This window comes from Pseudomonas sp. NFACC45, assembly GCF_900113505.1.
GTDB classification, from domain to species: domain Bacteria; phylum Pseudomonadota; class Gammaproteobacteria; order Pseudomonadales; family Pseudomonadaceae; genus Aquipseudomonas; species Aquipseudomonas tehranensis.
This window is the reverse complement of the sequence record NZ_FOPO01000001.1, coordinates 92,864-113,387: the sequence shown is the minus strand read 5'-3', so window position 1 is coordinate 113,387 and position 20,524 is coordinate 92,864. Positions and strand designations below refer to the sequence as shown.

The following is a 20,524-nucleotide window of genomic DNA, read 5'->3' as shown; positions in this document are numbered from 1 at the left end:
TAAAGGCAATGGTAATAATCAACGGAATTGATTGTTCTGTGGAAAGGCTCTAGAACGGGCCTTTGCGCGGTGTGGTTTTGCACTGCAGTGGGTATTTTATACCCATTCATGCCACGCAAAAGTGCGGGGGCGGTAACAGGTAGTTGGCGGTTTGGTCAGGATTTTTTCAATTTTTTGTACCGCCCGTCGCCCAAAGTGTTAAACCAGTTGGCCGTATTGCCAGTCCTACTCTTCACAATGAGCCGATTACAGGTTCGTGCTTCCAAGGCGTCATTTGTCCGGACGCAGATTTGTCATCAGGAGCCTTGTGCATGACGCGCACCTCAAAAATCTTCGCCTGGACCCTCGCCAGCCTTGTTGTAGTGCTGGCCGTATTGGTGCTGGTCATCGCGTTCTTCGATTGGAACCGGATAAAACCGCCGCTCAACGCCAAGGTTTCCGAAGAGTTGCATCGCCCGTTCGCCATCAATGGCAACCTGGCGGTGGTTTGGCAACGTGAGCCGCAGGAGGGCGGCTGGCGGGCCTGGGTGCCGTGGCCTCATGTGGTGGCCGAAGACTTGAGCCTGGGCAACCCGGACTGGTCAAAAACCGCACAAATGGTCACGCTCAAGCGCGTCGAATTACGCATTTCGCCCCTGGCCTTGCTGGCCCGGCGAGTGGCAATCCCCCGCATCGACTTGACCGAGCCCGATGCCAACCTGCAACGCCTGGCTGATGGCCGTGCCAACTGGACGTTCGAGTTCGATCCGAAAGACCCGGATGCCGAGCCGTCTAGCTGGACCGTCGACATTGGCACCATCGGCTTTGACAAAGGCCATGTGACCCTTGATGACCAGACGCTGAAAACCCGCCTGGACCTGCTGATCGACCCGTTGGGCAACCCCATCCCGTTCAGCGATATCGTCGGTGACAGTGCTGCGAAAAAAGCCCGGGACGCGGGCGCGTCTCCCCAGGATTATGCGTTTGCCTTCAAGGTCAACGGCCAGTATCACGGACAGAGCCTCGCAGGCTCCGGCAAGGTCGGTGGTCTATTGGCCCTGCAGGATGCGTCGCAACCTTTTCCGTTGCAGGCCCAGGCGAAGATTGGCGATACCCGTGTCGAACTGGCCGGTACGCTGACTGACCCGATGAATCTGGGTGCGCTGGACCTGCGCTTGAAACTGGCCGGTAACAGCCTGGCCAATCTTTACCCGCTGACCGGCGTGACCCTGCCGGATTCGCCGCCCTATTCCACCGATGGCCGCCTGATCGCCAAGCTCCACGAATCGGGCGGGGCACTGTTTCGTTATGAGGCCTTCAACGGCAAGATTGGCGATAGCGATATCCACGGTGACCTGGCTTACGTGGCCAGTCAGCCGCGGCCCAAACTCAGTGGTGCGCTGGTGTCCAATCAGCTGTTGTTCAGCGACCTGGCGCCGCTGATCGGTGCTGACTCCAACGCGCAACAAAAGGCCCGCGGCGGGGCGAGCAAACAGCCGTCCGACAAAGTCCTGCCCGTGGAAGAGTTTCGTACTGAGCGCTGGGGCGTGATGGATGCCGACGTGGAGTTCACCGGCAAACGAATCGTCCACAGTGAGCAGTTACCGTTCACCGACCTGTACACGCACCTGGTGCTCAACGATGGCCAACTCAGCCTCGAGCCCCTGCGCTTCGGTGTGGCCGGTGGCCGGCTCGATGCGCAGATCCGCCTCAACGGTCGCACCCGGCCCCTTGAGGGAAAGGCCAGGCTGACGGCGCGGGGTTTCAAGCTCAAAGAGTTGTTCCCCGGTTTCGCGCCGATGAAAACCAGCTTCGGTGAACTGAACGGCGATGCCGATATCTCCGGCCGTGGCAATTCGGTGGCGGCGTTGCTGGGCAGCTCCAATGGCACGCTGAAAATGCTCATCAACGACGGTGCCATCAGTCGGGAGCTGATGGAATTGGCGGGGCTGAACGTCGGCAACTATGTGGTGGGAAAAATCTTTGGCGACGAGGAAGTGAAGATCAACTGCGCGGCGGCGGACTTCGATATCAAGACCGGCCTGGCGACCACTCGCCTGTTCGTGTTCGACACCGCGAACGCGATCATTTACGTCGATGGCACGGCGAACATGGCCAGCGAACAACTGGACCTGACCATTACGCCGGAGTCCAAGGGCTGGCGCTTGATTTCCCTGCGCTCGCCCTTGTACGTGCGTGGCACCTTCGCCAAGCCCGCGGCGGGCGTCAAGGCTGTGCCATTGATGCTGCGTGGTGCCGGCATGGTGGCGCTGGGCGTCATTGCCGCGCCGGCGGCCGGGTTGTTGGCCCTGGTTGCGCCCAGCGGTGGCGAGCCGAACCAGTGCGCGCCGTTGCTGGAACAGATGAAAGCCGGCAAGGCGCCAGCGACGGTCAAGCCCACCCGGTAGCCAGATTAGCCTGCTCGCGCTAAGTCTGGACGAGGCGATCCTCGAATAGTTTTACTGAATTTTTCAGTGCGTGACCGGACAACCGAGCCTCTTCTTCCAGCCACTGGAAGAATGCCCGTACCGGTGGATGGCGTTCACGGCCTGGAACACACAAGGCACTGTAGCCAGCGCCGTTGACCTGAATCTGCGGTCGATAAGCCACCAACAGGCCACTGGCGACGCTTTCGGAAGCGAGGATGTTGCTCGCCAGTACCAGTCCTTGCCCGGCTATCGCCGCTTGCAGGGCGTAATGCTCCTCGTCGTACTCGCGCATGCAAGGTTGCCGGGCCAGCCAGGTTTCGCCGGCCTGAGCGCACCAGGCTTCCCAGCCATGGGCATACAGTTTGGCGTTATGCCAGCGCACGCTGATCAGCGTGGGCGGCCTCTGCGCGGCCAGGGCCACTTGTTCCGGCGAGCCGTACACGCCGAAGTGTTCATCGAAAAGGCACAGGCCGTACAGGTTCGGATAGCTGTCCAGGCTGTAGCGCACCACCAGGTCGACGCTGGCGTCCTGATGCAGATCGACCACTTCGCAGTGGGTGTCCAGGCGCACGTTGATATTCGGATGACGCGCATAAAACCGGCCCAGGCGCGGCACCAGCCACAGGCTGGCAAACGCTGCGGTGGTGGAAAGGGTCAGGTGGGTATTGGTGCGTTGTGGGCGCAGGGTGTCGACGCTTTGCGCCACTTCCAGCAGGGCCCCGTGCAGGCTGTTGAACAAGCGTTGGCCGCCGTCGGTGAGCCGCACCTGGCGCGGCTGACGTTCGAACAGCTGCACACCCAGCCAAGTTTCCAAGGCGCGAATCTGATGGGAAACCGCCGTGGGTGTCACCGACAGCTCCGCCGCCGCAGCCTTGAAGCTGAGCAGCCGTGCGGCAGACTCAAAGGCGCGCAATGCGTTGAGGGGCAGCGTGGCAAACATCACAGATCTCCTGAATGACCATAGATGAAATTATCTCATCTAGCTTGATGAGCGCTCATTTGTCCGCCCGTAGCGTTGGACGTCAAGCTGGAAGCGAAAAGAATCGATTGATTCTAGTCGAAAACCCAGGAGATTCAGATGAGCAAAATTCTTGTCGTGCATGGCAGCCCTCGGGGCGAGCGCTCTCACTCCCGACGTCTGGCCGAAAGCTTTGTCTCGGCCTGGCAGGCGGTTCATCCGCATTCCCAGCCGACCCGTCGCGAAGTGGGGCGCACCGTGATTCCTCCGGTCAATGAAGCATTCATCGCGGCGGCGTTCTACCCCGAACCGCAAGCCCGCCCGTTGACCATGCAGGCGGACCTGGCACTCAGTGATGCATTGGTGACGGAGTTGCAGGCCCATGATCGGTTGGTCATCTCCGCGCCCATGCACAACTTCAGCGTGCCTAGCGGCGTGAAAGCCTGGATCGACCAGATCGTGCGGATCGGGCTGACGTTCAACCACAGCTTGGATAACGGCGTGTCGCAGTACGAACCGCTGGTACTGGGCAAGAAAGCGCTGATCGTGACCAGTCGTGGCGACTTCGGTTTCGGGCCCGGCGGTCAGCTTGAGGGAATGAATCACGCCGACACGCTGCTGCGTACCGTGCTGGGCTTTATCGGTATCACCGATGTGACGGTGGTTGCCGCCGAAGGCGAGGAGTCGGCTGAGCGCAGTTTCGCCCAGTCTTGCGCCGAGGCCGAGCAACGCTTGCTGGGGTTGGCGCAGACGTTCTGATGGCGCGGGTGTCATAGACGGGTCATCATCGATGCCGATGCTGACCACCTATTGATCAAGGATGTCGCCATGTCACAACAGTGCGCCACTCGTTACCCGCTGGTGCTGGTCCCCGGAATGCTCGGGTTCATTCGTCTGGTGCTGTATCCGTATTGGTACGGGATCGTCTCGGCGTTGCGCCGGGGTGGGGCAGTGGTGATTGCTGTGCAGGTGTCACCGCTGCACTCATCCGAGGTGCGCGGCGAGCAGTTGCTCGCGCGGATCGAGGAGATCCTGAAGCAAACCGGTGCGCAGAAGGTCAACCTGATCGGCCACAGCCAGGGCGCCCTCACGGCACGCTACGCGGCGGCCAAGCGCCCGGATCTGGTGGCATCGGTCACCTCGGTGGCCGGCACCAACCATGGTTCCGAGCTGGCTGATTACCTGCAGACCCACTACCCGGCTGACAGCGTCAAGGGGCGCTTGCTCAGTGCCTTGCTGCGGTTGATCGGCGCCCTGATGAGCCTGCTGGAAACCGGTTATCGCGGACCCAGGTTGCCGGTGGATATCCAGGCGTCCCACGGTTCTCTCACTACCGCGGGCGTGGCCCTGTTCAACCAGCACTTTCCCCAGGGCCTGCCAGAAACGTGGGGTGGGAGTGGACCCGAAGAGGTCAATGGTGTGCGTTATTACTCCTGGTCCGGGACCTTGCAACCAGGCAAGACCGACAAGGGACTTAACCTCTTGGACGGCACCAACCGTACCTGCCGGCTCTTCGCTCGCACCTTCGTGCGCGAGGCCGGGCAATGCGACGGCATGGTCGGGCGCTACAGCTCGCACCTGGGCACGGTGATCGGCGATGACTATCCGCTGGATCACTTCGACATCGTCAACCAGTCGCTGGGGCTGGTGGGCAAGGGCGCCGAGCCGGTTCGTTTGTTCGTCGAGCATGCGCAGCGATTGAAGGCGGCGGGGGTGTAGAGCGTCAGGATGACCGCGTTATCGTTCTTCGCGAGCAAGCCCGCTCCCACAGTTGATCGCATTCTTTTTGAAGAAACTCAGTCAACTGTGGGAGCGGGCTTGCTCGCGAAAGCGGTAGATCAGGCACAGAAAATCACGCAGATGAAGGTGTAACAGGCGTTGTCTACACTGCATTTCATCGCCGTACCCCTCGTGCGGCAGTCAGGAGAAAACATCATGAAGATGCTGCGTGTTCCTTTGTTGCTGCTCGGGTTGCTGCTGTCTTCCCAGGGCTTTGCCGCCACGGCCCAACAGAACAAGATGACCACCTGCAATGCCGACGCCAGCGCCAAGGCCCTCAAGGGTGACGAGCGCAAAGCCTTCATGAGCAACTGCCTCAAGGCCACCCCGGCGACGCCGCAGGAGCGTATGAAAACCTGTAACGCCGACGCCACCACTCAGACCCTGAAAGGCGATGCCCGCAAGGCATTCATGAGCGATTGCCTGAAGAAGAAATAAGGATTAAAAGATCGCAGCCTCGTTGCACTCGGCAGCTCCTACAGGGGGAACACGGTCTCTGTAGGAGCCGCCGGAGGCTGCGATCTTCTCGCTTCGCCAGCAGAACGCTGGCAGACTGCCGATCCTTTTACGCCGTTTTGTTCTGAGGCTGTATGCCAACGTTTTCTCAGCGTCATGTCTTGTTGGTGATCAGTTGGGTGATCATTTTTGGTGGGTTGTTGCTGGTGCTGCCACTGCGCCTGTTGCCGAGCCTTTTGGCCGGTTTACTGGTGTTCGAGCTGGTCAACATGCTCACCCCGCAACTGCAACGGCTGATCGAGGGCCGGCGGGCCCGATGGTTGGCGGTGGCGCTGCTGGGCACGCTGGTGGTCAGTGTGCTGACGCTGATTTTCGCCGGGGCCTTCAGTTTCCTGCTCCATGAGGCGGAAAACCCGGGGTCGTCCCTGGACATGTTCATGGCGGTGGTCGACCGCGCCCGGGGGCAGTTGCCGCCGTTCATCGACGCCTACCTGCCGGCCAGCGCGGCCGAGTTCCGGGTGGCCATTGGCGACTGGATGACCAAGCACCTGAGCGACTTGCAACTGGTGGGCAAGGATGCGGCCCACATGTTCGTGACGTTGTTGATCGGCATGGTCCTGGGGGCCATCGTCGCCCTGCAGCGCATCCCCGACCTGACCAAGCGCAAGCCCCTGGCTGCGGCGCTGTTCGACCGTCTGAGCCTGTTGGTCAAGGCGTTCCGCAACATTGTGTTCGCCCAGATCAAGATTTCCCTGCTCAACACCTTCTTCACCGGGATCTTCCTGGCGGTGGTGCTGCCGCTGTTCGGCATCCACCTGCCGCTGACCAAGACCCTGATCGTCATGACGTTCCTGTTGGGGCTGCTGCCGGTCATTGGCAACCTGATGTCCAACACCCTGATCACCATCGTCGCCTTGTCGCTGTCGATCTGGGTGGCAATGGCCGCGCTGGGCTACCTGATCGTGATCCACAAGCTCGAATACTTCCTCAATGCCCGCATCGTCGGTGGGCAGATCAGCGCCAAGTCCTGGGAATTGCTCCTGGCGATGCTGGTGTTCGAAGCTGCGTTCGGCCTGCCGGGCGTGGTGGCGGGGCCGATTTATTATGCTTACTTGAAGAGTGAGTTGAAGCAGGTGGGGATGGTTTGATCTGATCGGCGTCGCCTGTTCTGACGCCATCGCGAGCAGGCTCGCTCCCACATTTGAACCGCATTCCTTCTGACGGAATTCGGTCAACTGTGGGAGCGAGCCTGCTCGCGATAGACGCGCCGCAGAACTTGAATCAGACCTGAGTGCCGTAGCGCTTCATCGCCTCGATCGCCAATCCGCTGCCGATGCTGCCGAAGATGTTGCCTTCCACATGCCGGGCCAGGGGGAGCATGGCCGAGACGCTGTTGCGCAGCGCCGGGATGCCGCTGGAGCCGCCGGTAAAGAACACCGTGTCCACCTGATCGACGCGTACGTTGGCATCGCCCAGCAATTGCGTGACGCTGCCGCGCACCCGCTCCAGCAGGCCGTCGATGGCCGATTCAAACAACTCCCGGCTCAGGTCCACGCTCAGGCCCGCCTCGATCCGGTCCAGGGCCACATGGCGCTGGTCGGTGTGGGTCAGCTGGATCTTGGTTTCTTCCACTTCCATCGCCAGCCAGTGCCCGGCGCGCTGGTCGATCAGCTTGAACAACCGGTCGATGCCCCCGGTGTCTTCGATGTCGTAACGCATGCTGGCCAGGGCCAGGGTGGATTTTTGTGAGTACACGCCGTTGATGGTGTGCCAGGTTGCCAGGTTCATGTGGTGGCTGGTGGGCATGTAGGCGCCGCTTTTCATGCGGCTGCCGTAGCCGAACAGCGGCATCAGGCCGGCCAGCGAGAGCTGCTTGTCGAAATCGGTCCCCCCGATGTGCACGCCGCCGGTGGCGAGGATATCCGCGTGGCGGTTGTCGTGGGTGCGGCGTTCGGGCGACAGGCGCACCAGCGAGAAGTCCGACGTACCACCGCCGATGTCGACGATCAGCACCAGCTCCTCTTTCTCGATGGTCGATTCATAATCGAAGGCCGCCGCGATGGGCTCATACTGGAACGAGACTTCCTTGAAACCGATGGCGCGGGCCACGTCCACCAAGGTGTTTTCCGCTTCCTGATCGGCCATTTCATCGTCGTCGACGAAAAACACCGGGCGACCCAGTACCACTTCTTCGAATTCCCGACCGGCGGTGGCCTCGGCGCGCTTCTTCAACTGGCCGATGAACAGCCCCAGCAGGTCTTTGAAGGGCATGGCCGTGCCCAGCACGCTGGTGTCGTGCTTGATCAGCTTGGAGCCCAGCAGGCTCTTGAGCGAGCGCATCAGCCGACCTTCGTAGCCTTCCAGGTACTCGTGCAGGGCCAGGCGGCCATACACCGGGCGGCGTTCCTCGAGATTGAAAAAGACCACCGAGGGCAGGGTGATCTTGTCGTCCTCCAGCGCAATCAGCGTTTCCATGCCGGGGCGCAGCCAGCCGACAGTGGAGTTGGACGTGCCGAAGTCGATGCCGCAGGCACGGGCCGGAGATGCGTTTTTCATGTCTTTCGGGTTCCAGTTGAAAAAACGGCCGCGCAGTGTATGTCAGTGCGGCCCGGATTCGAAGGCCGGTTATCTGCTAATTCGCAATCACTGGCCTTGAAAGACGCTCTTATACCCCCAAACTTGCTGGCATGAGCCTGGTAGCCACAGGGCGGGTACAAGAACCGCCACCGGCTGCCGATAAACTTCTGAAGCGCCGCCCGGTCACAAACCTTGAGATCGGTCAAACCCCAGGACTTGTATCACGAGCATGCTGCGGGTGGCGGCGCGATATCGATAACGGATGGTGATCCTTCGATGGACTTCAAAGACTATTACAAGATTCTGGGTGTGGAGCCGACGGCCGATGACGCCACGATCAAGGCTGCTTATCGCAAACTGGCCCGCAAATATCACCCGGATGTGAGTAAGGAAAAGGATGCCGAGACCAAGTTCAAGGACGTCTCCGAAGCCTATGAAGCGCTGAAAAGCGCCGACAAACGCGCCGAGTACGATGACCTGCGTCGCTATGGCCAGCACGGCCAGCCGTTCCAGGGGCCGCCGGGCTGGCAGAGCCGTGGTGGGTTTGGCGGCCAGGACACAGGGGATTTCTCGGACTTCTTCAGTTCGATTTTCGGTAATCGCGGGCCGGGTTTCGGTGGCGGACAGTCAGGCCGCAGCACTGGTCGTCGAGGGCAAGACGTGGAAATGGAATTACCGATTTTCCTGGAAGAAACGCTGTCGAGCGAGTCGAAAAAAGTCAGCTTCCAGGTGCCGCAGTACAACGCCGCCGGCCAGCATGTGAGCAACACCAGCAAAAGCCTGAACGTGAAGATTCCGCTGGGGGTGACCGACGGCGAACGCATCCGCCTCAAGGGCCAGGGGGCGCCAGGTGTCGGCGGTGGTGCCAATGGTGATTTGTACCTGACCATTCGCTTCGCGCCGCACCCCAAGTTCGACGTCGAAGGCCAGGATCTGATCATCACCTTGCCCCTGGCACCGTGGGAATTGGCGCTGGGCACTGAAGTGGCGGTGCCGACCCTCACCGGCAAGATCAACCTCAAGGTTCCGGCCGGCAGCCAGAACGGCCAGCGCATGCGCGCCAAAGGCCACGGTTTGCGTAACAAAGCGGGCGAGCGCGGCTACCTGTTCGTGCAGCTCAAGGCGGTGATGCCCAAGAGCAGCGACGAGGCGGTCAAGGCGTTGTGGGCGGAGCTGGCGAAGAAGGCCGCGTTCGATCCGCGGGAGAATTTCTGACAGCGGCCGGTCCCTGTTGGTAGGAGCTGACGAGTGAAACGAGGCTGCGATCTTTTGATCTTCCGCTCTAGACTCAATGGGGAATGGAAAGATCGCAGCCTCGTTTCACTCGTCAGCTCCTACACAGTTAAAGCATTGGGAGAAGCAGACTATGAACAACCCGATCATTGAACTGAACCTGCTGGAATTCTGTGAGGCCGCTGCATTGGCGGACGTCCATGTGATTGAAATCGTCGAGCACGGCATTCTCGAACCCCATGGCGCAGCACCGGCAGATTGGCGTTTCACCGATTACGAACTGGTCCTGGCCCGCCGTGCGGCCAAGCTACGGCGCGAACTGGAGCTGGAATGGGAAGGCGTCGCCCTGGCACTGGACCTGCTGGAAGAAGTACAGCAACTGCGCAACGAAAACCGCATGCTCAAGCAGCGATTGGGGCGGTTGGTGGAGTAGTTTGCCAAGCCGATCCAAAGCCTGGGCCAGCTCCCTAGCCTGATTCATGTGCAAGATTTGTGGTGAGGGGATTTATCCCCGTTGGGCTGCGCAGCGGCCCATTTAGTAGCGGTTGCTGCGCAACCGAGCGGGGATAAATCCCCTCGCCACAAGGTTATGCTCCCATCCAATGATCAAGCCTGATTCACCTCAAAACAGAAAATACCGCTGCGCCATCGGCAGCACATCAGCCGGTTCACACCACAACAACACCCCATCGGCCTTGACCTGGTAGGTCTGCGGATCGACATCGATGCTCGGTAGGTAATCGTTGTGGATCAAGTCGGTTTTCTGCACCTCTCGGCAACCTTTGACCACGGCAATTCTCTTCTTTAATCCGAGCTGTTCGGGCAGCCCTGCCTCGGCGGCGGCCTGACTGATGAAGGTCAGGCTGGTGGCGTGACGCGAGCCGCCGTAGCTGGCGAACATCGGGCGGTAGTGCACCGGTTGCGGTGTCGGGATCGAGGCGTTGGCGTCGCCCATCAGGCTTGCCGCAATCGCCCCGCCCTTGAGGATCAGGGTCGGCTTGACGCCGAAAAATGCCGGGCGCCACAGCACCAGGTCAGCCCACTTGCCGACTTCGATGGAGCCCACTTCATGGCTGATGCCATGGGTAATCGCCGGGTTGATGGTGTACTTGGCGATGTAGCGCTTGATGCGGAAATTGTCGTTGCCTTCGCCGTCGCCAGGGAGCGCGCCGCGCTGCTTCTTCATCTTGTCGGCGGTCTGCCAGGTGCGCGTGATGACTTCGCCGACGCGGCCCATGGCCTGGCTGTCGGAACTGATCATCGAGAAGGCGCCGAGGTCGTGGAGGATGTCTTCGGCGGCGATGGTTTCACGACGGATACGGCTTTCAGCGAAGGCCACGTCTTCGGCGATGCTCGGGTCCAGGTGATGGCAGACCATCAGCATGTCCAGGTGTTCGTCGATGGTATTGCGGGTGAACGGTCGGGTCGGGTTGGTGGAACTGGGCAACACGTTGGGGAAACCGCAGGCCTTGATGATGTCCGGCGCATGCCCGCCACCGGCACCTTCGGTGTGATAGGTGTGGATGGTGCGGCCCTTGAACGCGGCCAGGGTGGTTTCCACGAAACCGGATTCGTTGAGGGTGTCGGTGTGGATCGCCACCTGCACGTCGTACGCGTCGGCCACGCTCAGGCAATTGTCGATGGCCGCCGGCGTGGTGCCCCAGTCTTCGTGCAGCTTCAGGCCTATGGCACCGGCTTTGACTTGCTCGATCAACGGCTCTGGCAGGCTGGCGTTGCCCTTGCCGGTGAAGCCGATGTTCATTGGGAACGCGTCGGCGGCCTGGAGCATGCGCGCCAGGTGCCACGGGCCGGAGGTGCAGGTGGTGGCATTGGTCCCGGTGGCTGGGCCCGTACCGCCGCCGATCATGGTGGTGACACCGCTCATCAAGGCTTCTTCGATCTGCTGCGGGCAGATGAAGTGAATGTGAGTATCGATACCTCCGGCCGTGAGGATCATGCCTTCGCCGGCGATCACTTCGGTGCTGGCGCCGATGGCGATGGTCACATCGGGCTGGATGTCCGGGTTACCGGCTTTGCCGATGGCCGCGATGCGCCCGTCCTTGAGACCGACATCGGCCTTGACGATGCCCCAGTGATCGATGATCAGCGCGTTGGTGATCAGCGTGTCGACGACCTCGGCGGCCAGCAGCTGGCTCTGGCCCATGCCGTCGCGAATCACCTTGCCGCCGCCGAATTTCACTTCTTCGCCGTAGGTGGTGAAGTCCTTTTCCACTTCGATCCACAGTTCGGTGTCGGCCAGACGGACCTTGTCGCCGACGGTGGGGCCGAACATGTCGGCATAGGCCTGGCGGGAGATTTTCATGTGTTCGCCTTGGGATTCAATTGGATGTTGGACCGCTCGCATTACTCGCTATCGCAGCCTTCGGCAGCTCCTACAGGCGTACGCACTCCCCTGTAGGAGCTGCCGAAGGCTGCGATCTTTTAATCTTTAATCCAGTTCGCCCATCACCCTCCCGGCAAACCCGAATACCCGCCGATGGCCGGCCAGGTCAACCAGCTCGACTTCCCGACTCTGACCCGGTTCGAAGCGTACGGCGGTGCCGGCCGGGATGTTCAGGCGCATGCCGCGGCTGGCGGCGCGGTCGAAGGTCAGGGCGTCGTTGGTTTCGAAGAAGTGATAGTGCGAGCCGACCTGGATCGGTCGGTCGCCGCTGTTGGCCACGTTCAGCGTGAGGGTGCGGCGGCCGACGTTGAGTTCGATGTCGCCGGGCTGGACCTGGTATTGGCCTGGAATCATTGCGGTTGCCCCAAAGTCTTGTAGTAAATGGCGGTCGGGGTGTAGGTCCCGTCCGGGCTCTGGCAGTAGTCGGGCAGTTCTCCGACGCGGGTGTAGCCCATGGCGCGATAGAATGCCTCGGCCTCGGAACCGGCCTGCGTGTCGAGGTACAACAGGCCGCGCTTGTGCTGGCGGGCGCCCAGTTCCAGGGCGCTCATCAATTGCTGGCCGAGGCCCCGACGGCGGGCCTCGCCGCGCACCAGCAGCTTTTGCACTTCGGCACGGTTGAGGCCGTTGGGTTTCTGGCACAGGGCAAGTTGGACGCTGGCCTGCACCTGTTCATCCTTGACCACCACCCACAGCAGCAAGTGGCCCTGGTTGAGACTGGCCTGGACCTCGTCGAAATAGGCGCGGGCCTGGACCGCGTCGAGGTCGGCCATGAAGCCTACGCTGGCGCCATAGCCCACGGCATCGAGCAGCAGATCGATCAGGCCCTGGCGATAGTGCGCAAAGCTTTCAGCGGGGACTCGACGCAACTGGGCGGGGTTCATCGGTTATCACTCCTTGTCGACGGCAGGCGGTAGCGCCCCTGGGTTGAGGATCAACTGCATGAAAGTCAAATCCAGCCAGCGGCCGAATTTGGTGCCCACCTGAGGCATCTGCCCGGTGGTGATGAAACCGGCCCGCTCATGCAGGCGAATCGAGGCCGCGTTGGCGCTTTCAATGGCCGCGACCATGACGTGTTTGCCGCATGCCCTGGCGCGCTCGATCAGGGCCGTCATCAACCGTGAGCCCAGGCCGTTGCCGCATTGGTCGTTACGTACGTACACCGAATGCTCCACGGTGTGCCGGAAACCGTCGAAGGGTCGCCAGTCGCCGAACGAGGCATAGCCGAGCACGTTATCTTCGTCATCGACCACCACCAACACCGGATAGCCTTGCGATTGTCGAGCGCTGAACCAGGCCTGGCGATTGCCCAGGTCCACGGTCTGTTCGTTCCAGATCGCCGTGGTGCGTAGCACCGCGTCGTTGTAGATGTCACGGATCGCGGGCAAGTCGGCGTGCCGGGCGTCACGAATGTCATAGGTCATGGCGCAACCTCACGCGATCGGCTGGTGGACGGTGACCAGTTTGGTGCCGTCGGGAAACGTCGCCTCGACCTGGATCTCCGGAATCATTTCCGGGATGCCCTCCATCACCTGTTCACGGGTCAGCAGCGTGGTGCCGTAATGCATCAGCTCGGCCACGGTCTGGCCGTCGCGGGCGCCTTCGAGCAGGGCGGCGGAGATATAGGCCATCGCCTCCGGGTAGTTGAGCTTCAAACCGCGAGCCAACCGCCGCTCGGCGACGAGACCGGCGGTGAAAATCAGCAGCTTGTCTTTTTCGCGTGGGGTCAGGTCCATGTGCAATCCATAAGGGCAGATAAATAATTCGGGCTAGACACCGTTCCCCTGTGGGAGCGAGCCTGCTCGCGATAGCGCTGGGTCAGTCAACATCTATATTGGTTGTTCGATTGCTATCGCGAGCAGGCTCGCTCCCACAGGAAAGCCAATTCAGGTGCTCCAGATTCTGGGTGGTACGGCCTCTCTTCCAAGCAATGCAAGCCTGAGCAAACGCCACAATTCAATCAACCACCCCCGCGCCAGCAGCGCCTCGCTCGCCAGGCACCGGGCCACGACCAGGCCGGGCAACTGGGTCAGATCACCGCGTACGTCATGGCCCAGGGATCGACACCGTTCCAGCAACTCGCTGTCAATCTCGCCAGTCACCAGCAGCGTGGCGAACACCGGATCGCCGCCCAGCCCAATGGGCGAGTCGAGCAATCCGTCACCGCCCACAATGCGCTGGCGTTCATGCCAGAGCAACTTCCCGTCGCGGCGAATGTCCAGTCGTGACTGGAAGTGCCCCAGGTCAAATCGTTCACCGCTGGCCGGTCGACCGAGGGCCACCATGTCCCAGTAGAACAGGCGCCCGTCACCCTGCAGGTCGATGCGGGTGCTGAGTTCGGCCTGGGCGGCGCTGAAGACGATGGTTTCCTGGGGCAGCCATTCCAGGGTCGCCCCCGCGGCCACGCTCAGGTTCAGTTGCTGATATGCCGGGCTGGCGGCGCGATACCATTTGGCCGCGCCGGGACTGGTCAACTGCACCCACGCAGCGGGGCCGACGTGGGCCGCGATGTCCAGCCGGTCACCGCCGGCAATGCCGCCGGGCGGGTGGACGATGATGTGCTGGCACACTTCGGGGCCTTCGGCGTACAGGTGTTTTTGCACCCGCAGCGGACCTTTGTGGCGGCGCTGCACCGGGCGCGTGCAGTCACCGAACCGGGCGTAACCCAGTTCCAGCTCGGCATGCCAGCTGGGGGTGAACAGGGCTGATGGGGCCAGTGAGGAGACAGGTAGGTTCATGATTTCTGATTATCGTTAGAGCGCTACAGACTAGATCGTAACCAGCCCGCGCACACCCTCAGCTTCCATATTTTCTCCGCGCCCCTGCTGCACGATCTCGCCCCGGGACATCACCAGGTATTGATCGGCCAGCTCGGCGGCGAAGTCGTAGAACTGCTCCACCAGCAAAATCGCCATGTCGCCCCGGGCCGCCAGTTTCTTGATGACCACGCCGATCTCCTTGATCACCGACGGTTGAATGCCTTCGGTGGGCTCGTCGAGAATCAGCAGGCGCGGACGGCTGGCCAGGGCCCGGCCAATGGCAAGTTGCTGTTGCTGGCCACCGGACAGGTCACCGCCACGGCGTTGTTTCATCTGCAGCAGCACCGGGAATAATTCGTAAATGAACGCCGGCACTTCCTTGGCCTCGGCAGCGGAAAAACGCGACAGGCCCATCAGCAGGTTCTCTTCCACCGTCAGCCGGCCGAAAATTTCCCGGCCCTGGGGCACGTAGGCAATACCGGCATGCACCCGTTGGTGCGGCTTGAAGGTGGTGATGGGCTTGCCTTCCCAATTCACTGCGCCTTCCTTGGCCGGCAACAGGCCCATCAGGCATTTGAGTAGGGTAGTCTTGCCCACGCCGTTGCGGCCCAGCAGGCACGTCACCTCGCCGACCTTCACGTCGAACGACAGGCCGCGCAGGATGTGGCTACCGCCGTAGTATTGGTGCAGCTTGTCGACTTGCAGCATGTCTTAAGTCCCTCTCAAGTCCCCTGTGGGCGCAATAGCTTTCTGTGGGAGCAAAGCTTGCTCGCGACAGCAGCACCTCGGTCCATCAGAAGGACCGCGTTATCGTTCATCGCGAGCAAGCTTTGCTCCCATGGGCCCGCTCCCACAGGGGGAATGTATTTGCAGGCTACCGACCGAGATACACCTCGATCACCCGCTCATTGTCCTGCACCTGCGCCAGCGACCCTTCGGCCAGCACGCTGCCCTGGTGCAACACCGTGACGTGGTCGGCAATCGCGCCGACGAAGCCCATGTCGTGCTCCACCACCATCAGCGAGTGCTTGCCTGCCAGGGATTTGAACAGCTCGGCGGTGAACTCGGTTTCGGCGTCGGTCATGCCCGCCACCGGTTCATCGAGTAGCAAGAGTTGTGGGTCCTGCACCAGCAACATGCCGATCTCCAGAAACTGTTTCTGCCCGTGGGACAGCAGGCCGGCGGCGCGATTGACCGAGGTGGTCAGGCGAATGGTCTCCAGCACTTCGCTGATGCGGTCATTCTGCTCGCCGGTCAGTTTCGCCCGCAGGCTGGCCCATACCGACTTGTCGGTTTTGAGCGCCAATTCGAGGTTCTCGAATACGCTCAGAGCTTCGAACACCGTGGGTTTCTGGAACTTGCGGCCGATGCCGGCCTGGGCGATCTGCACTTCGCTCATGCTCGTCAGGTCCAGGGTTTCACCGAACCAGGCCTTGCCATGGCTGGGCCGGGTCTTGCCGGTGATCACGTCCATCAGCGTGGTCTTGCCCGCGCCGTTGGGGCCGATGATGCAGCGCAGTTCACCGACGCCGATGTACAGGTTCAGAGCGTTCAGGGCCTTGAAGCCGTCGAAGCTGACGCTGATGTCTTCCAGGGTCAGGATGGTGCCGTGGCGGGTGTTCAGGCCAGTGCCTGCGGCGTGGCCGAGGCCGATGGCGTCGCGGCTGCTGCCTTGGTCCCGATTGGCATCGACAGGAGGGTCGAGGATGGGTTCGAGCATGAAATCGGCCGTCGGTGTGATTCTCATTGTTCGCCTCTCTTCTTCAGCAAGCCGATCACGCCTTTAGGCAGATACAGCGTCACGATGATGAACAGCGCGCCAAGGAAGAACAGCCAATACTCGGGAAACGCCACGGTGAACCAGCTCTTCATGCCGTTGACCACGCCGGCGCCCAGCAGCGGCCCGATCAGCGTGCCGCGTCCACCGAGGGCCACCCACACGGCGGCTTCGATGGAGTTGGTCGGCGACATCTCGCTGGGGTTGATGATGCCCACCTGCGGCACGTACAGCGCCCCAGCCAGGCCGCACAGCACTGCGCTCAACACCCAGACGAACAGCTTGAAGCCTCGGGGATCGTAGCCGCAGAACATCAGGCGGTTTTCCGCGTCGCGCAGGGCGGTCAGCACTCGGCCGAACTTGCTGCGGGCCAGGCGCCAGCCGATGAACAGGCTCGCCACCAGGAGCAGTACCGTGGCCAGGAACAGCACCGCCCGGGTGCCCGGTTCGGTGATGCCAAAGCCGAGGATCGAGCGGAAATTGGTGAAGCCATTGTTGCCGCCGAACCCGGTTTCATTGCGGAAAAACAGCAGCATCCCGGCAAACGTCAGGGCCTGGGTCATGATCGAGAAATACACGCCCTTGATCCGCGAGCGAAAGGCGAAGAAGCCGAACACCAGCGCCAGCAACCCTGGCGCCAGCACCACCAGACACATGGCCCAGAGGAAGCTGTCGGTGCCGCTCCAGTACCAGGGCAGTTCGGTCCACGACAAAAAGGTCATGAACGCCGGCAAGCCGTCACCGGCGGCCTGGCGCATCAGGTACATGCCCATGGCATAGCCGCCCAGCGCGAAGAACAGGCCATGGCCGAGGGACAACAGGCCGGCGTAACCCCAGACCAAGTCCAGCGCCAGGGCAACGATGGCGTAGCAGAGAATCTTGCCCACCAGGGTCAGGGTGTAAGCCGAAACGTGCAGCGGGTTATCCACCGCCAACAGCGACAGCAGCGGCAGGCTCAGCAGCACTGCCAGGATCAGCGCGCCGACGGCGAGGGTGACTTTGGGGCCGGCCTTTTGCGCGGCGGTGAGCATCAGGGGCTGGTTCATCAGTCGATTACCCGTCCTTTGAGCGCGAAGAGGCCTTGCGGACGCTTCTGGATGAACAGAATGATCAGCGCGAGGATCAGGATCTTGCCGAGCACGGCGCCGATCTGCGGTTCAAGAATCTTGTTGGCGATGCCCAGCCCGAACGCGGCGAACACACTGCCGGCCAACTGACCGACGCCACCTAGCACCACCACCAGGAACGAGTCGATGATGTAGCTCTGGCCCAGGTCCGGGCCGACGTTACCGATCTGGCTCAGGGCCACGCCGCCGAGCCCGGCGATGCCCGAGCCGAGGCCGAACGCGAGCATGTCCACGCGGCCGGTGGGCACGCCGCAGCAGGCGGCCATGTTGCGGTTCTGGGTCACGGCGCGCACGTTCAGGCCCAGGCGGGTCTTGTTCAGCAACAGCCAGGTCAGCGCCACCACGAACAGTGCGAAGGCGATGATTACGATGCGGTTGTAGGGCAGCACGAGATTCGGCAATACCTGGATGCCGCCGGACAGCCAGGCCGGGTTGGCGACTTCGACGTTCTGCGCGCCGAACATCAGGCGCACCAGTTGGATCAGCATCAGGCTGATGCCCCAGGTGGCGAGCAGGGTCTCCAGGGGGCGCCCATAAAGGTGCCGGATCACCGTGCGCTCCAGGGCCATGCCGATGGCGGCGGTGATGAAAAACGCCACCGGCAGTGCGATCAGGGGGTAGAACTCGATGGCGTTTGGAGCGAAGCGCTGGAACAGCATCTGCACCACGTACGTGGAGTAGGCGCCGAGCATCAGCATCTCACCGTGGGCCATGTTGATCACCCCCAGCAAGCCGAACGTGATCGCCAGCCCGAGAGCAGCCAGCAGCAGGATCGAGCCCAGGGACATGCCGCTGAAGGCCTGGCCCAGCAGTTCGCCGACCAACAGCTTGCGCTTGACCTGGCCGAGGCTGGTTTCGGCGGCGGTGCGCACCGTGGCGTCAGTTTCAACGCCGGGTTCGAGCAGGCCTTCGAGGCGGGTGCGGGCCAACGGATCGCCGGTTTCCCCCAGCAGCCGCACGGCAGCCAGACGAACCGACGGGTTGGGGTCCACCAGTTGCAGGTTCGCCAACGCCAGGCTCAGGGCGGCATGCACGTCTTCGTCCTGCTCGCCGGCCAACTGCCTGTCGAGAAATGCCAGTTGGGCCGGGCGGGCGCTTTTTTGCAGTTGCTGGGCGGCGCTCAAGCGCACGCTGGCGTCAGCGGCCAATAGTTGATGGCTGGCCAGGGCGGTTTCAATCAACCCTCGCAAGCGGTTGTTCAGACGCAGGGTCTTGGGCTGGCCATCGACGGTCAACTGGCCTTGTTGCAAGGCGTTGATCAGTTCGACACGCTCAGGTTCCGGTTGCGCGGCCCAGGTTTCCAGCAGCTTGGCTTGCTGGGGCGGCTTGGCGGCGACGAAATCTTCGGCATCACCGGCGTGGGCCTCCAGTGACAATAGCAGCACCAGGGCGAGGATGAGGCGATAAAGGGCGGTGGGCATATGCTTGGCCTTGCGCGAACTTCTTTCTATGTGGGAGCGAGCCTGCTCGCGATAGCGGAGAGTCAGTCACATCATTTCTAGCTGACCCACCGCTATCGCGAGCAGGCTCGCTCCCACAAGGTTGTGTATCGGTCCCGGGATCCAGAACCGACACCCATGGGCTCAGTTGCTCTTCACCGCATAGTCAGGCTTCTTGTCGTTGCCTTCGATGAACGGGCTCCACGGCTGGGCACGGATCGGGCCTTCGGTCTGCCAGACCACGTTGAACTGACCGTCGTCCTGGATCTCGCCGATCATCACCGGCTTGTGCAGGTGGTGGTTGGTCTTGTCCATGGTCAGGGTGTAGCCCGACGGTGCGTCGAACGTCTGGCCGGCCAGGGCTTCGCGGACTTTGTCGACGTCGGTGGACTTGGCTTTTTCAACCGCTTGGGCCCACATATGGATGCCGACGTAGGTGGCCTCCATCGGGTCGTTGGTCACGGCTTTATCGGCGCCTGGCAGATTCTTGGCTTTGGCGTAGGCCTTCCAGGAGTCGACGAATTTCTTGTTCGCCGGGTTATCCACGGACTCGAAGTAGTTCCACGCCGCCAGGTTGCCCACCAGCGGTTTGGTGTCGATACCGCGCAGTTCCTCTTCGCCCACCGAGAACGCCACCACCGGTACGTCGGTGGCTTTCAGGCCCTGGTTCGCCAGTTCTTTGTAGAACGGCACATTGGAGTCGCCGTTGACCGTGGAGATGACCGCGGTCTTGCCACCGGCCGAGAATTTTTTGATGTTGGCCACGATGGTCTGGTAGTCGCTGTGGCCGAACGGGGTGTAGACCTCTTCGATGTCCTTGTCTGCCACACCTTTGGAATGCAGGAACGAACGCAGGATCTTGTTGGTGGTGCGCGGGTAGACGTAGTCGGTGCCCAGCAGGAAGTAGCGCTTGGCACTGCCGCCTTCTTCGCTCATCAGGTATTCCACCGCCGGAATCGCCTGCTGGTTCGGCGCCGCGCCGGTGTAGAACACGTTCGGCGACATCTCTTCGCCTTCGTATTGCACCGGGTAGAACAGCAGGCCGTTGAGCTCTTCGAACACCGGCAACACGGATTTGCGCGACACCGATGTCCAGCAGCCGAACACCACCGCGACCTTGTCCTGGGTCAGCAACTGGCGGCCTTTTTCCGCGAACAGCGGCCAGTTCGATGCCGGGTCCACGACCACCGCTTCGAGCTGCTTGCCGTTGACCCCACCCTTGGCGTTGATCTCGTCGATGGTCATCAGCGCCATGTCCTTGAGGGACGTCTCGGAGATCGCCATGGTGCCGGACAATGAATGCAGGATGCCGACCTTGATGGTTTCGGCGGCCTGGACGGTCCAGGCCATGCCCATCGCGGCAATGCTTGCCGAGAGTGTAAAAGCCTTGATCAAGCTACGACGCTTCATTGTGCGATCTCCGTGCAATTATGAGTTTTTTTCGATGGCAGATGCGGACGCTGAAGGGGCTTTTGCAAGGGGTGTGCCCGGTTGGAGAAAGGCTTGGGAATGCGGGGTTGGGGCGGCGGAGTAAAAGTGCAGACGCACCATCAATGAACGCAGCAAGGGTGCTGGTGCGATCAGATGCGCCACATTGGGGCGAAGGG

General features: G+C 61.7%; 21 protein-coding genes. 8 read left to right on the top strand and 13 right to left on the bottom strand.

The features are described from left to right. The first annotated feature begins 311 nt into the window (after positions 1–311). Positions 312–2,387: an AsmA family protein gene (locus BM132_RS00495; protein WP_092452296.1), complete on the top strand. Its 2,076-nt coding sequence runs from the start codon at positions 312–314 to the stop codon at positions 2,385–2,387. 19 nt (positions 2,388–2,406) lie between these two features. On the opposite strand, the gene BM132_RS00490 is transcribed toward BM132_RS00495, so the two are convergent. Continuing rightward, the gene (locus BM132_RS00490) at positions 2,407–3,348 is read right to left on the bottom strand and encodes a LysR substrate-binding domain-containing protein (RefSeq protein WP_092452293.1); all 942 of its coding nucleotides are present in this window, start codon (positions 3,346–3,348) and stop codon (positions 2,407–2,409) included. 138 nt (positions 3,349–3,486) lie between these two features. Between BM132_RS00490 and BM132_RS00485 the strand changes: the two genes are divergently transcribed. The 5 genes from BM132_RS00485 to BM132_RS00470 all read left to right on the top strand — a co-directional run bounded on the left by BM132_RS00485 (position 3,487) and on the right by BM132_RS00470 (position 6,749). Next, a complete protein-coding gene (locus tag BM132_RS00485) occupies positions 3,487–4,125 on the top strand; it encodes an FMN-dependent NADH-azoreductase (protein WP_092395818.1) in 639 nt (212 codons plus the stop codon). Positions 4,126–4,194: 69 nt separating this feature from the next. Then, positions 4,195–5,085, top strand: coding sequence for an esterase/lipase family protein (locus BM132_RS00480; protein ID WP_092452290.1), 891 nt, complete (start codon positions 4,195–4,197; stop codon positions 5,083–5,085). 9 nt (positions 5,086–5,094) lie between these two features. Then, positions 5,095–5,238 (top strand): hypothetical protein, encoded by a 144-nt coding sequence (locus tag BM132_RS28400; protein ID WP_177218124.1) that lies wholly within the window; start codon positions 5,095–5,097, stop codon positions 5,236–5,238. Positions 5,239–5,301: 63 nt separating this feature from the next. Then, the gene (locus BM132_RS00475; RefSeq protein ID WP_092452287.1) at positions 5,302–5,583 is read left to right on the top strand and encodes a PsiF family protein; all 282 of its coding nucleotides are present in this window, start codon (positions 5,302–5,304) and stop codon (positions 5,581–5,583) included. A 152-nt stretch (positions 5,584–5,735) separates the two neighbouring features. Then, positions 5,736–6,749, top strand: a complete 1,014-nt coding sequence (locus BM132_RS00470; protein ID WP_092452284.1) for an AI-2E family transporter — start codon at positions 5,736–5,738, stop codon at positions 6,747–6,749. A 133-nt stretch (positions 6,750–6,882) separates the two neighbouring features. Here BM132_RS00470 and BM132_RS00465 read toward each other — a convergent pair whose 3' ends face one another. Next, a complete protein-coding gene (locus tag BM132_RS00465) occupies positions 6,883–8,157 on the bottom strand; it encodes an Hsp70 family protein (protein WP_092395826.1) in 1,275 nt (424 codons plus the stop codon). Between the two features lie 297 nt (positions 8,158–8,454). Here BM132_RS00465 and BM132_RS00460 point away from each other — a divergent pair, with 297 nt between their 5' ends. Together BM132_RS00460 and BM132_RS00455 are read left to right on the top strand one after the other, a co-directional pair. Next, positions 8,455–9,393 (top strand): DnaJ C-terminal domain-containing protein, encoded by a 939-nt coding sequence (locus BM132_RS00460; RefSeq protein WP_092452281.1) that lies wholly within the window; start codon positions 8,455–8,457, stop codon positions 9,391–9,393. Between the two features lie 151 nt (positions 9,394–9,544). Beyond that, the gene (locus BM132_RS00455) at positions 9,545–9,844 is read left to right on the top strand and encodes a chaperone modulator CbpM (RefSeq protein WP_092395830.1); all 300 of its coding nucleotides are present in this window, start codon (positions 9,545–9,547) and stop codon (positions 9,842–9,844) included. Positions 9,845–10,033: 189 nt separating this feature from the next. On the opposite strand, the gene ureC is transcribed toward BM132_RS00455, so the two are convergent. The 11 genes from ureC to urtA all read right to left on the bottom strand — a co-directional run bounded on the left by ureC (position 10,034) and on the right by urtA (position 20,327). Then, positions 10,034–11,734 (bottom strand): urease subunit alpha, encoded by a 1,701-nt coding sequence (ureC, locus tag BM132_RS00450; RefSeq protein WP_092452277.1) that lies wholly within the window; start codon positions 11,732–11,734, stop codon positions 10,034–10,036. 126 nt (positions 11,735–11,860) lie between these two features. Further along, positions 11,861–12,169: an urease subunit beta gene (locus tag BM132_RS00445; RefSeq protein WP_046064368.1), complete on the bottom strand. Its 309-nt coding sequence runs from the start codon at positions 12,167–12,169 to the stop codon at positions 11,861–11,863. Beyond that, the gene (locus tag BM132_RS00440) at positions 12,166–12,699 is read right to left on the bottom strand and encodes a GNAT family N-acetyltransferase (RefSeq protein WP_092395836.1); all 534 of its coding nucleotides are present in this window, start codon (positions 12,697–12,699) and stop codon (positions 12,166–12,168) included. Before BM132_RS00440 ends, BM132_RS00445 begins: the two co-directional genes overlap by 4 nt. A gap of 6 nt (positions 12,700–12,705) precedes the next feature. Beyond that, entirely contained in the window at positions 12,706–13,239 is a 534-nt protein-coding gene (locus BM132_RS00435) for a GNAT family N-acetyltransferase (RefSeq protein ID WP_092452274.1), read from the bottom strand. A 9-nt stretch (positions 13,240–13,248) separates the two neighbouring features. Then, a complete protein-coding gene (gene ureA / locus BM132_RS00430; protein ID WP_047227360.1) occupies positions 13,249–13,551 on the bottom strand; it encodes an urease subunit gamma in 303 nt (100 codons plus the stop codon). A 150-nt stretch (positions 13,552–13,701) separates the two neighbouring features. Next, on the bottom strand, positions 13,702–14,553 hold the full coding sequence (locus tag BM132_RS00425; protein ID WP_092452271.1) for an urease accessory protein UreD: 852 nt from the start codon (positions 14,551–14,553) through the stop codon (positions 13,702–13,704). Between the two features lie 30 nt (positions 14,554–14,583). Next, on the bottom strand, positions 14,584–15,282 hold the full coding sequence (urtE, locus tag BM132_RS00420; RefSeq protein ID WP_092452268.1) for an urea ABC transporter ATP-binding subunit UrtE: 699 nt from the start codon (positions 15,280–15,282) through the stop codon (positions 14,584–14,586). A 166-nt stretch (positions 15,283–15,448) separates the two neighbouring features. Then, on the bottom strand, positions 15,449–16,321 hold the full coding sequence (gene urtD / locus BM132_RS00415; protein WP_092452265.1) for an urea ABC transporter ATP-binding protein UrtD: 873 nt from the start codon (positions 16,319–16,321) through the stop codon (positions 15,449–15,451). Next, a complete protein-coding gene (urtC, locus tag BM132_RS00410; protein WP_092452262.1) occupies positions 16,318–17,397 on the bottom strand; it encodes an urea ABC transporter permease subunit UrtC in 1,080 nt (359 codons plus the stop codon). Before urtC ends, urtD begins: the two co-directional genes overlap by 4 nt. Continuing rightward, positions 17,397–18,899, bottom strand: coding sequence for an urea ABC transporter permease subunit UrtB (gene urtB / locus BM132_RS00405; protein WP_092452259.1), 1,503 nt, complete (start codon positions 18,897–18,899; stop codon positions 17,397–17,399). The genes urtC and urtB overlap by 1 nt, the downstream gene beginning before the upstream one ends. Before the next feature lie 162 nt (positions 18,900–19,061). Further along, positions 19,062–20,327 (bottom strand): urea ABC transporter substrate-binding protein, encoded by a 1,266-nt coding sequence (urtA, locus tag BM132_RS00400; protein WP_092395850.1) that lies wholly within the window; start codon positions 20,325–20,327, stop codon positions 19,062–19,064. Positions 20,328–20,524: the final 197 nt, after the last annotated feature.

Excerpts from the sequence above, each read along its gene's own strand:
- urtE (WP_092452268.1), bottom strand. The coding sequence starts at position 15,282 with ATGCTGCAAGTCGACAAGCTGCACCAATACTACGGCGGTAGCCACATC.
- BM132_RS00470 (WP_092452284.1), top strand. The coding sequence starts at position 5,736 with ATGCCAACGTTTTCTCAGCGTCATGTCTTGTTGGTGATCAGTTGGGTG.
- urtB (WP_092452259.1), bottom strand. The coding sequence starts at position 18,899 with ATGCCCACCGCCCTTTATCGCCTCATCCTCGCCCTGGTGCTGCTATTG.
- ureC (WP_092452277.1), bottom strand. The coding sequence starts at position 11,734 with ATGAAAATCTCCCGCCAGGCCTATGCCGACATGTTCGGCCCCACCGTC.
- BM132_RS00425 (WP_092452271.1), bottom strand. The coding sequence starts at position 14,553 with ATGAACCTACCTGTCTCCTCACTGGCCCCATCAGCCCTGTTCACCCCC.
- BM132_RS00475 (WP_092452287.1), top strand. The coding sequence starts at position 5,302 with ATGAAGATGCTGCGTGTTCCTTTGTTGCTGCTCGGGTTGCTGCTGTCT.
- BM132_RS00490 (WP_092452293.1), bottom strand. The coding sequence starts at position 3,348 with ATGTTTGCCACGCTGCCCCTCAACGCATTGCGCGCCTTTGAGTCTGCC.
- BM132_RS00485 (WP_092395818.1), top strand. The coding sequence starts at position 3,487 with ATGAGCAAAATTCTTGTCGTGCATGGCAGCCCTCGGGGCGAGCGCTCT.
- urtC (WP_092452262.1), bottom strand. The coding sequence starts at position 17,397 with ATGAACCAGCCCCTGATGCTCACCGCCGCGCAAAAGGCCGGCCCCAAA.
- BM132_RS00440 (WP_092395836.1), bottom strand. The coding sequence starts at position 12,699 with ATGAACCCCGCCCAGTTGCGTCGAGTCCCCGCTGAAAGCTTTGCGCAC.
- ureA (WP_047227360.1), bottom strand. The coding sequence starts at position 13,551 with ATGGACCTGACCCCACGCGAAAAAGACAAGCTGCTGATTTTCACCGCC.
- BM132_RS00480 (WP_092452290.1), top strand. The coding sequence starts at position 4,195 with ATGTCACAACAGTGCGCCACTCGTTACCCGCTGGTGCTGGTCCCCGGA.
- BM132_RS00445 (WP_046064368.1), bottom strand. The coding sequence starts at position 12,169 with ATGATTCCAGGCCAATACCAGGTCCAGCCCGGCGACATCGAACTCAAC.
- urtA (WP_092395850.1), bottom strand. The coding sequence starts at position 20,327 with ATGAAGCGTCGTAGCTTGATCAAGGCTTTTACACTCTCGGCAAGCATT.
- BM132_RS00465 (WP_092395826.1), bottom strand. The coding sequence starts at position 8,157 with ATGAAAAACGCATCTCCGGCCCGTGCCTGCGGCATCGACTTCGGCACG.
- BM132_RS00455 (WP_092395830.1), top strand. The coding sequence starts at position 9,545 with ATGAACAACCCGATCATTGAACTGAACCTGCTGGAATTCTGTGAGGCC.
- BM132_RS28400 (WP_177218124.1), top strand. The coding sequence starts at position 5,095 with ATGACCGCGTTATCGTTCTTCGCGAGCAAGCCCGCTCCCACAGTTGAT.
- BM132_RS00495 (WP_092452296.1), top strand. The coding sequence starts at position 312 with ATGACGCGCACCTCAAAAATCTTCGCCTGGACCCTCGCCAGCCTTGTT.
- urtD (WP_092452265.1), bottom strand. The coding sequence starts at position 16,321 with ATGAGAATCACACCGACGGCCGATTTCATGCTCGAACCCATCCTCGAC.
- BM132_RS00460 (WP_092452281.1), top strand. The coding sequence starts at position 8,455 with ATGGACTTCAAAGACTATTACAAGATTCTGGGTGTGGAGCCGACGGCC.
- BM132_RS00435 (WP_092452274.1), bottom strand. The coding sequence starts at position 13,239 with ATGACCTATGACATTCGTGACGCCCGGCACGCCGACTTGCCCGCGATC.